The organism is Amphritea sp. GJ51-11, from assembly GCF_055808735.1.
This window is the reverse complement of the sequence record NZ_CM147881.1, coordinates 4668311-4678694: the sequence shown is the minus strand read 5'-3', so window position 1 is coordinate 4678694 and position 10384 is coordinate 4668311. Positions and strand designations below refer to the sequence as shown.

At 49.1% G+C, this 10384-nt stretch carries 8 protein-coding genes and 1 pseudogene; 2 read left to right on the top strand and 7 right to left on the bottom strand.

Annotated features, from left to right (window positions below; genetic code table 11):
* Window positions 1-180 precede the first annotated feature (180 nt).
* The 6 genes and pseudogenes from clpB to rluD form a co-directional block, all read right to left on the bottom strand.
* Window positions 181-2757 carry an ATP-dependent chaperone ClpB gene (gene clpB / locus AC0L4K_RS21245; RefSeq protein WP_473267800.1) on the bottom strand — a complete coding sequence of 859 codons (2577 nt, stop codon included), beginning with the start codon at window positions 2755-2757 and terminating at the stop codon, window positions 181-183.
* 143 nt (window positions 2758-2900) lie between these two features.
* Window positions 2901-3059 (bottom strand): FeoB-associated Cys-rich membrane protein, encoded by a 159-nt coding sequence (locus AC0L4K_RS21240; RefSeq protein ID WP_417227655.1) that lies wholly within the window; start codon window positions 3057-3059, stop codon window positions 2901-2903.
* Window positions 3060-3075: 16 nt separating this feature from the next.
* Window positions 3076-5028 (bottom strand): ferrous iron transport protein B, encoded by a 1953-nt coding sequence (gene feoB, locus AC0L4K_RS21235; protein ID WP_473267799.1) that lies wholly within the window; start codon window positions 5026-5028, stop codon window positions 3076-3078.
* A complete protein-coding gene (locus AC0L4K_RS21230; RefSeq protein ID WP_417227659.1) occupies window positions 5028-5255 on the bottom strand; it encodes a FeoA family protein in 228 nt (75 codons plus the stop codon). Before AC0L4K_RS21230 ends, feoB begins: the two co-directional genes overlap by 1 nt.
* An 87-nt stretch (window positions 5256-5342) precedes the next feature.
* A pseudogene (pgeF, locus tag AC0L4K_RS21225) lies at window positions 5343-5983 on the bottom strand (peptidoglycan editing factor PgeF).
* Between the two features lie 80 nt (window positions 5984-6063).
* Window positions 6064-7032 (bottom strand): 23S rRNA pseudouridine(1911/1915/1917) synthase RluD, encoded by a 969-nt coding sequence (gene rluD, locus AC0L4K_RS21220; RefSeq protein ID WP_417227662.1) that lies wholly within the window; start codon window positions 7030-7032, stop codon window positions 6064-6066.
* A 187-nt stretch (window positions 7033-7219) separates the two neighbouring features.
* On the opposite strand from rluD, the gene AC0L4K_RS21215 reads away from it, so the two are divergent.
* Both AC0L4K_RS21215 and nadE read left to right on the top strand, forming a co-directional pair.
* Window positions 7220-8149, top strand: a complete 930-nt coding sequence (locus AC0L4K_RS21215; RefSeq protein ID WP_473267798.1) for an outer membrane protein assembly factor BamD — start codon at window positions 7220-7222, stop codon at window positions 8147-8149.
* Between the two features lie 161 nt (window positions 8150-8310).
* The gene (gene nadE, locus AC0L4K_RS21210) at window positions 8311-9144 is read left to right on the top strand and encodes an ammonia-dependent NAD(+) synthetase (protein ID WP_473267797.1); all 834 of its coding nucleotides are present in this window, start codon (window positions 8311-8313) and stop codon (window positions 9142-9144) included.
* A 54-nt stretch (window positions 9145-9198) separates the two neighbouring features.
* Here the strand turns inward: nadE and thiO are convergent, their stop codons facing one another.
* Entirely contained in the window at window positions 9199-10290 is a 1092-nt protein-coding gene (thiO, locus tag AC0L4K_RS21205; RefSeq protein ID WP_417227668.1) for a glycine oxidase ThiO, read from the bottom strand.
* Between the last annotated feature and the right edge of the window lie 94 nt (window positions 10291-10384).

Below are 10384 nucleotides of genomic sequence, written 5' to 3'. Positions count from 1 at the left end.
AATTAAAACGCAGCAGTGCCGCTTGCTAGCCGCTGCTTAGTCATTTGCTCGAAAGAAGCGCCTACCCAAAAACAAAAACCGCCTCTCGGCGGTTTTCATATTTTGCTTTTCTAACCAAGAACTAAGCTTCTATCGCTAATTAACCAAGCCCCTCGCTAGCATTAAAGCTCCAAGTCATTTTTATCGAAACGTAAACTTCCCGTTTTCAACATCAACACCAATTTCTGAACCGGGTAGATAGTTACCCGCTAGCAACTCCTGCGCTAATGGGTTTTCTATCCATTGCTGGATAGCTCGTTTTAATGGACGAGCACCATAGATCGGCTCAAAACCTACATCCACCAGCTTATCCATTGCCGTTGATGTTAGTGTTAATGTTAGCTCTCGCTCAGTCAGTCGTTGGCGCAGACGATTCAGCTGAATCTCTGCAATGCCTCTCACCTGATCTTTACGTAAACTATGGAAAACAACTACTTCATCGATACGGTTGATAACCTCTGGACGGAAGTGATTACCAACAACTTCCATCACCGCACTCTTCATTAAGTCGTAATCGTCATCATCACTAAAGTTCTGAATCAGATCGGAGCCTAAGTTAGATGTCATCACCACAATGGTATTACGGAAATCCACGGTGCGCCCTTGACCATCAGTCAGCCGACCATCTTCCAATACCTGTAATAGTATATTGAAAACATCTGGATGCGCTTTTTCGACTTCGTCCAGCAGCAACACGGAATAAGGTTTGCGTCGTACAGCCTCTGTTAGATAACCACCCTCTTCATAACCCACATACCCTGGAGGTGCCCCAATAAGTCGAGCGACAGAGTGCTTCTCCATAAACTCGGACATATCGATCCGCACCATCGCGTCTTCAGTATCAAACAGAAAACCAGCCAAGGCTTTACATAGTTCAGTTTTACCAACACCGGTTGGCCCAAGAAATAAGAATGAGCCGTTGGGGCGATTAGGATCCGATAAGCCTGCCCGGGAACGGCGTACCGCATTAGATACCGCACGCACCGCTTCTTGCTGACCGATGACCTGCTTATGCAGCGCATCTTCCATGCGCAACAGCTTTTCACGCTCACCTTCCAGCATTTTCGACACAGGAATACCTGTCCAGCGGGACACAACTTCTGCGACTTCCTCCTCACCGACTCGGTTCCTCAAGAGTCGATTTTGCTGAGGCTGATCTTCAACATCGGCAGCGGCTTGTAACTGTTTTTCCAGCTCGGGTATCACACCATACTGCAATTCGGACATACGACTCAGATCACCGGAACGCGTGGCTTGTTCTAACTCGGTTCGCGCTTGGTCCAGTTTTTCCTTGATCTGTTGAGAGCCTTGTAAGACGACTTTCTCGGCTTTCCAAATCTCTTCTAAGTCTGAATACTCTTTTTCGACCACATCAATATTGGACTGCAGCTCTTGTAAACGCTTAATTGCAGCCTGATCTTTCTCTTTTTTAAGCGCTTCACGCTCCATTTTCAGCTGAATTAAACGTCGCTCAAGACGATCCATGCTCTCAGGCTTGGAATCGATCTCCATACGAATGCGGCTACCCGCTTCATCGATCAGGTCGATCGCTTTATCCGGCAACTGACGATCAGTGATATAACGCTGTGACAGTTTTGCGGCAGCAATAATCGCTGAGTCGGAAATATCCACCCCATGGTGAATCTCGTAACGTTCTTTTAGGCCCCGAAGAATAGCAATGGTATCTTCTTCACTTGGCTCATCCACCAGCACCTTTTGGAAACGACGCTCAAGCGCAGCATCTTTTTCGACATACTGGCGGTATTCGTCAAGCGTTGTCGCACCGACGCAATGCAATTCACCCCGCGCCAGTGCAGGCTTGAGCATATTACCCGCATCCATTGAGCCTTCACCTTTACCGGCACCGACCATCGTATGCAGCTCATCAATAAAGAGAATCACCTGACCTTCCTGCTTAGACAGCTCATTAAGAACCGACTTAAGCCGCTCTTCAAACTCACCTCGGAACTTAGCACCGGCAATCAGCGAGCCCATATCCAAAGAAAGCACGCGCTTATTCTTGAGCCCTTCAGGTACTTCGCCGTTAATAATCCGCTGCGCTAAACCTTCAACAATGGCGGTTTTACCAACGCCCGGCTCACCAATCAATACCGGATTATTTTTGGTTCGACGTTGTAGCACCTGAATCGTCCGGCGAATTTCATCATCCCGGCCGATGACAGGGTCGAGCTTGCCTGATTCAGCTTTTTCAGTAAGGTCTACGGTAAATTTATCCAGCGCCTGCCGGTTTTCTTCTGCATTTTGGTCATTCACGCTATCACCGCCTCGCATTTGTCCAATCGCTTGCTCTAGCTGCTGCTTTGTTACACCGGCAGCTTTAAGCAGTTTACCGACACCGCTCTTATCTTCCAGCATCGCCAACACAAAAAGCTCACTGGCAATGTATTGATCTCCGCGCTGCTGGGCGAGCTTATCGGTCAGATTAAATAACTTACCCATGGCAGGAGAAAAGCGCACTTCCCCATCACTATTAGCCACTTGCGGTAAATCACTGAACAGCTGCTGTGCCGCTGAATGAATTTGATTAACATTGGCGCCAGACTTAGCCAACAAAGGCTTTACAGAACCACCCTGCTGGTCGAGCAGCGCCAACAAAAGATGAACCGGTTCTATATAGTTATTATCTTTGCCCACCGCGAGGGATTGAGCATCCCCTAGGGCTGATTGTAATTTACTTGTAAAACGTTCGGGTTGCATTGTCCCCTCCTGATCTGTTTCACCCTACCTGTTATGCGCTTTGAATAAAGCTGACGGAGGGCTGCGTTCTCTTACTCATCTAAGTATGGGTAGATCGGGAGGAATTCAAGGCTATATGAGTAATCGCTTATATATTTATAACGTTATTTGGACGAGGTTTTCTTGCGACTGCCGCAACCCGAACAATTACTACAACCGTTACTGCTACATTTACGGCTGAAGGTACGATAGAGATAACGGGAAAACCATGCCCCGAGTAACACCACCACAATCACCAATACTATCCAGTCGAACAGTGTCATAGCGTCACCCTCCTAACTATATCCACAATGAAGCCACGGTATATACTAACCAAGACCCCGTCCAAGCCAGCACCAAGCCCATCAATATTGATACACCCGCCCAACGCCAACTCCCCGTTTCTCGCCGAATAGCTGCGATGGTAGCAAGACAAGGCATATACAATAAGGTAAATACCATTAACGCTAAGCCCGATGCCGGTGCTAGCGCACTCCCCAAGGCGGCCTGTAGTCCGGTCATATCATTCATATCGGTTTGATAAACAACCACTAGCGATGCAGCAATCACCTCTTTTGCAATAAAACCAGACAGTAGAGCGACCGTCTCCTGCCAACCGAACCCCATCGGCGCAAACAACGGTGCGACAAAATGGCCTAGCTGCTCCAACCACGGAGTGCCTTGCATCGGGAAGCTCTGTAATAACCAAATGAGGACAGAGCCGACCAGAATCACACCACCGATCTTACGCAAGAAATCAGATGCCTTATCCCAAACATGCAGCAGCATTGAGCGTCCGGAAGGAAAACGCCAAGGCGGTAACTCCATAATAAAAGTTTCATCATGCTGTGAACTAATCGTACGAGCCAGCAATGCCGCGACCGTAAACGCCACTAAAATGCCCAACATATATAAACCAAATAGGACACTGCCCGCATGATCAGCAAAGAAGATTCCCGCCAATAACACATACACCGGCAACCGGGCAGAGCAACTCATAAACGGATTGATCAAGATAGTGATCAGCCGAGCACGCGGCTCTTCAATAGTTCTCGCAGACATAATCGCCGGGACATTACAGCCAAACCCCATGACCAATGGCACAAAAGCTTTACCATGCAAGCCGACTTTACTCATCAAATTATCCGTGAGAAATGCCGCTCGAGCCATATAACCACTCTGTTCCAGCAAAGCGATGAAAAAGAACAGCAACACCACATTTGGCAAAAACACCAACACTCCGCCAACTCCTGCAATCAACCCTTCAACAATGAGGTTTTTCAACAGTGAGGGGGGCATCAACGCGCCTACTTGTTGCCCCACCCAACTAACCCCTGAATCTATCCAATCGGCCGGGTAACTACCCAAGGTAAAGGTTGCTTCAAACATAAGCCAAAGCAGGAAGAGAAAAATCGGCACACCTAACCAACGGTTCAGTGTCAGACGGTCAAGCCAATGATCGGCGGCAGACTGATCTTGATGCTCACTACTACTTTTATGTAATAAACCATGAATATAGCCATAACGCCCTTCGGCTATCATTTCCGCTAAGGATTCATCATGACGACTGGCGAGCATTTCTCGGATTTGTTGTCCGACTGCCACCTGCTTATCATTAGTAAGCGCAACGCTCCCACCGGATTCCAACCAACGAACCGCTTGCCAACGGGTCAAATCAACCGCCTCCAAAGCACAAATAGCACTCTCAATATGGGGCTCATAAGTGATGACGAGAGGCTCCTCCGGTTGCTCGACGTTTTCCAACAGCAAATCCATCAACACCGATATATGGCTATTACTGCGCCCATCGCTGCCCATCACGGGCTTAGCCAAGCCGAGACTCAGCTCCGCAATATCGATACTACCACCCTGTTTTTCCAGCTCATCGAGCATATTCAGCGCAATAACAACGGGCAGGCCTTGCTCTAACAGCTGCGACGTTAGCGCGAGATTACGGGCTAAGTTATTCGCATCGACAACATTCAAAATCAGATCGGGCGGGCTATCAATTAGGTAATCGCGGGCAACCATCTCCTCGACCCGACTATTCGCCAGCGAATAAATACCCGGCAGGTCGATAAAATGAAACTCAACCCCTCCCCACTCTTTATGACCTTCGCGACTAGTGACGGTAACACCCGCCATATTCCCGGTACGCTGCCGAGCACCTGTTAGCTGATTAAAGAGTGAGGTTTTCCCGCAGTTGGGGTTACCAATAAGCGCAACAGTATAGGATGGTTGATGATCAGACATTAGGGCTGCAACTCCACCTCAATATGGCTTGCTTCTTTGCTTCGCAGGCAGATCTGTTGTTTACCGATAGAGTAGACTCTGGGATTACCCAGTAAAGAGGTGGCTGCAACGGTGACTTTCAACCCTTTAAGCACGCCTAAGGCAACGAGTCGCTGGCGTAACGCATCAGGCCCCGCGATCGTTTTTATTCGCGCCTGCTGACGGGTTTTTAATTCGATTAGCGTCATCGAAATATCTCAAAAGTTAATGAGAATTATTATCATACTCGAGTCAAAATTAATCAACCGCCGACGATATAATTCCATTGACTCAGATCAGGTAATCCAGATGATACTCGCCATCCGCCCCGTCACACCCTCACGGCGATATGAAAAGAACTGCTCAGGCTGAGAGAAGGTGCAATATTGCCCACCCGTAATCTGCTGAACACCGGCGGCATTTAGGCGTAATCGAGCAAGCTGATAAAGATCTGCTAACCATTTATGAGGAGTAGCCGTTGCAACAAAGGCGCGGTTGGATGCCGCGATAACATCACAAAACTGAGATCGCACTTCATCGCCAACCTCAAACGCCTTTGGGCCGATCGCCGGGCCAAGCCAAACCAGTACATCGGCAGGGTCGGGGAAAACCGTTAAAGTTTGCTCCAGAACACCGTCGACAAGCCCTCGCCAACCCGCATGAGCCACGGCAACTCGCCCCCCTTCGTGTCGGTGAAAAAAACGGGCAGACAATCTGCGGTCATCACTACGCAGGGCAGACCGACCTCATCCGTCCAACAGGCATCCGCTTCAACAACCCCTGCATCACTGGCTTTCACCACGCCAGTGCCATGTACTTGTGACAACCACTGTGGTTTCTTTTGCCATTGTAATTGCTGTCTCAACAATTCACGGTTTGCCGCTACTCGCTCAGGGGCATCACCAACATGATCACCGAGATTTAACGAGCGATACACACCCTCACTACAGCCACCCAACCGCGTGGTTGTTAGGGCTCGAATATGCGGTGGCGCTGACCAATCGGCAGAAATCAATGTCACAGATCAGTCTCGTGATTCGCCGCATCTTTCTTAAGGCGATTCAGTAGCCGTTGCATATCCTCCGGCAGATCGACCTCCCAAGACATCAGCTCACCGGTAGCGGGATGAAATAACTCCAAACGTTTCGCATGTAGCGCCTGACGTTGAAACTCTTTTAACTTGTTCAGCAGTTGTGGCGTCACTCCCTTAGGCAAACGGAAACGACCTCCGTAGAGCTGATCACCAACCAGTGGATAGTTGATATAAGACATATGCACGCGAATCTGATGCGTCCGCCCGGTTTCCAGCTTTAAGCGAATATGCGTGTGGGCACGAAACTTAGTCAATACACGGTAATGTGTGACCGCTTCTTTCCCTAAACCAACCACCGCCATTTTCTGACGGTTACGGGAATGGCGACCTAATGGCTCATTAACCGTTCCACCGCCGGTCATAACACCCGCCACAACGGCTTCATATTCACGGCCCATCGAGCGATCCTGTAACTGAGAGACGAGTTCAGTTTGTGCCTGTATCGTTTTGGCAACCACCATCAACCCGGTAGTATCCATGTCTAAACGATGCACAATACCCGCCCGAGGTACCTGCGCGATATCCGGGCAATAATGCAATAAACCATTGAGCAGTGTATCTTCCCAATGCCCTGCCGCAGGATGAACCACCAGATTAGCTGGTTTATTGATGATCATAATATCGTCATCTTCATAGACGATATCCAACGGCATCTCAACCGCCTTATACTGATCGATGACATCAAGCTCGGCATCAACCTCTAGCTGTTCACCGCCAAATAATTTGTCCCGGGGCCGTTTTACCTGACCATCAACGGTCAAAAAACCATCCTTAATCCAGCCTTGCAGCCGCGAACGGGAGTAATCGGGGAAAAGTTCGGCGACAGCCTGATCTAATCGTTTGCCAATCAGATCATCAGATACTGTAGCGCTAAGTTGAACCTTCTCAGTCATGGTTTATCTAACTCTCGGAAAAATTAAGAAAATATGGGCTTTAATCGCAAGGAAAACGCAGAGACGCTTTGGCTTGCCATTCGGTTATGGTTAAATAGGCCGAATTAATTTTGCACAGTATACCCGAAACGAACAGTAGCCGCTGTTAACTCACGGGAAACTCTCACTTATAGCAGGATAAATGTTTATGCGCCTGGCAAAGTTGCTCGCAATTATTTCGATCACCCTGATAGCATCGGGTTGTTCATGGTTTGGTGGTGACGAGAAAGAGGCCCCGGATGTTCCTGAACAACAGCTCTATCAGGAAGCTCTTACTCTGCTTGAGGGAGAAAACTTCGTTGCTGCCATTGAAAAGCTGCAACTCCTCGAAGCCCGTTATCCTTTTGGCCAATTCTCAGAGCAAGCCCAGCTTGAACTGATCTACGCCTATCATAAAAACTATGAGCCCGAAGCGGCTAGGGCAACCGCGGATCGTTTTATCCGTCTCAACCCTAACCACGAAAACTTGGATTATGCTCTCTACCTCAAAGGCCTAACCGCTTTTGAAAAAGACCGTACCTTCTTCGAAAAGTACCTACCCATCGATGAAACACAACGGGATCCCGGTAGCGCGCTCGACTCATTCCAAAGCTTTCAACAGTTGGTTTCTCGCTTTCCGAATAGCCAGTATGCGCCCGACGCACAAAAGCGGATGACGTATCTTAAAAACCGCTTAGCAACTCACGAAATGCATGTCGCCCGTTACTATGTTAAGCGTGAAGCTTGGGTGGCTGCGGCGAACCGTGGGCGCTACGTCATCGAGAATTATCAGCAAACGCCTGCCGTACCGGATGCATTATCCGTGATGGTACTGGCTTATAACGAACTAGGCATGACGGATCTTGCGGCAGATTCACAAGCCGTATTGGATGCCAACTTCCCCGGCTATCAATCCAACATCCAACTGGCGAAAAAAGAATCACTGCTGAATACCGCGACCTTCGGCCTGCTTGGAAACAGCGAAGCATCTCGCCCGGTGCAACAGCCTCAGAACAAACCAGCGACAACACAAGAGCGCTCTTGGTTTAGTCGTCTGACATTCGGTCTGTTCGATAGCGAAGAAAAAACCGCTGAATAATTGCACTAATCGTTACACAAGGCGCCAATCGGCGCCTTTTTTATACTCAACGCTGCCCGATCATGGTGCAAACCCAAACCCGCAAAAAAAGCACTTCACAGCCTCCCAGATTTTCACTTAGAATGAATGGCAGACCCACACCCAGACCATGAGAGTTGATAATGGACAGAGCTTCAATTGTTGCAGCGATGCAGGTTAAACCTCAGATCGATACCGCAGCAGAGATCGAACGCCGAATTGATTTTATTAAAGACAAACTGCTTGCCAGTGGCTGCAAACATCTCGTTCTAGGAATTAGCGGCGGGGTAGATTCAACGACCTGTGGCCGTCTCGCGCAACTGTCAATTAAGCAACTGAATCAAGAAAGTAACAGCAACGATTATCGTTTCATCGCGGTGCGCTTACCCTATAACACACAGCAGGATGAGGAGGATGCTCAGGCCTCTGTTTCCTTTATAGCGCCCTCAACCTGCCTCACGGCTAATGTTCAGCCCGGCGCCGACGGCATCCATTCAGCCACCCTCAGCGCCCTTGAAGCGGCCGGTATTGATGCCGGCAATCCTGCCCATATCGACTTCTCGAAGGGTAATGTAAAAGCCCGTGTCCGTATGGCCATACAATATGAAATTGCCGGTCTACTGGGTGGTCTTGTGTTGGGAACCGATCATTCAGCGGAAAATATCACCGGTTTTTACACCAAACATGGTGATGGTGCCTGCGATCTCGCCCCCCTATTTGGCTTGAGCAAACGCCAAGTTCGAGCGTTAGCAGAAGCCCTAGGGGCACCGGCACAGCTTATTCACAAAACGCCAACTGCAGACCTAGAATGCGATGCGCCACAAAAAGCCGATGAAGCGGCGTTGGGGTTAAGCTACGACCAGATAGATGACTTTCTCGAGGGCAAACCGGTCAGCCAGGAAGTTGAAGATAAGCTAATCAGTATCTACCTTAAAACCCAGCATAAACGCCAACCTACGCCCACCCTCTACGATTAACCAACAGACAAAGCAAAGGCCTCATTTGAGGCCTTTTTCATTTTACGCTTTAGGTTACACTCGCCCCATCAATTGATAAGGCGCGGGATCAATCACCGGCTGCCGCTGCAACAGGATATCTCCCAACAAACGAGTAGAGGCCGGTGCCAGCACCAAACCATTACGGTAATGGCCCGCGTTAATATATAAATTATCATACCCGGGCACCGCGCCAATATAAGGCACCCCTTCAGGAGAGCCTGGCCGTAAACCCGCCCAATGATGCTCTAACTCAACATCCTTCAAGGCTGGACAGATATTCAGTGCAGTCTGATAAAGAGACTGTTTTACGTCTTCAGTGGGCTGCTTATCGAAACCCACGCGTTCCAGTGTGCTGCCCACCAGAATCCGTCCGTCATTACGGGGTATCAGATAGCGGTTCTGCATCAACACTACACGATTAATCAGCCCAACCGGGGCTTTAAAAATCATCATCTGACCTTTAACCGGTTCAACCGGCAACTCAATGTTTAACGGTGCCAGCAACTCACCACTCCAAGCCCCTGCAGCGACAATAACTTTATCACCATAAAGTGCTCGATCCGCCAGCTGCACACCGATAACCGCTTCATTCTCGACGATAAGATTCATCACGCGGCTTTGTTCGACCAAATCAATATTCGTAGTGATCTCCATACTCCGACGCAAAGAACGACCTAAGCGCGGGTTGCGTATACTTCCCACCTCTGGCATCCACAATGCTGAATCACAGTTTGGCGCCAAATTAGGTTCTTTTTGATAAAGAAAATCACTGCTAACCCGCTCCATCGGTTTTTGATATCGACGCCCCCAAGCCAGGGCTTCATCGGCATCATCCACTCCGACCATAAACATCCCCTTGAGACGCAACTCAGGATCTAGCCCGGTTTCCTCAAGTAACTGCTGCGATAGATGGATATAGCTACTCTGAGACCAGGTCGCTAACGCCGTGACTGGATCAGAATAACGCCAAGGGTAAAGCGGTGAAACAATCCCCCCACCCGCCCAAGAGGCCTCCTGAGCGCAATTATTCATCTCCACCAGCGTGACGTTCGCACCCGACTGAGCCAGCTCTCTAGCCGTCAGCATTCCTATCACACCTGCACCAATTATCAGGTAGTCAGACATTTCTAAGCCTTATGGTTTGTACAAAAGAGAGACAAGTATATAAAAAACGCGCCCTAGGCGCGTATTTTTATTCTGAAAGAGGACAGACCAGTAG

Coding starts and splice junctions, on each gene's coding strand:
- clpB (WP_473267800.1), bottom strand. CDS start 2,757: ATGCAACCCGAACGTTTTACAAGTAAATTACAATCAGCCCTAGGGGAT.
- AC0L4K_RS21240 (WP_417227655.1), bottom strand. CDS start 3,059: ATGACACTGTTCGACTGGATAGTATTGGTGATTGTGGTGGTGTTACTC.
- feoB (WP_473267799.1), bottom strand. CDS start 5,028: ATGTCTGATCATCAACCATCCTATACTGTTGCGCTTATTGGTAACCCC.
- AC0L4K_RS21230 (WP_417227659.1), bottom strand. CDS start 5,255: ATGACGCTAATCGAATTAAAAACCCGTCAGCAGGCGCGAATAAAAACG.
- rluD (WP_417227662.1), bottom strand. CDS start 7,032: ATGACTGAGAAGGTTCAACTTAGCGCTACAGTATCTGATGATCTGATT.
- AC0L4K_RS21215 (WP_473267798.1), top strand. CDS start 7,220: ATGCGCCTGGCAAAGTTGCTCGCAATTATTTCGATCACCCTGATAGCA.
- nadE (WP_473267797.1), top strand. CDS start 8,311: ATGGACAGAGCTTCAATTGTTGCAGCGATGCAGGTTAAACCTCAGATC.
- thiO (WP_417227668.1), bottom strand. CDS start 10,290: ATGTCTGACTACCTGATAATTGGTGCAGGTGTGATAGGAATGCTGACG.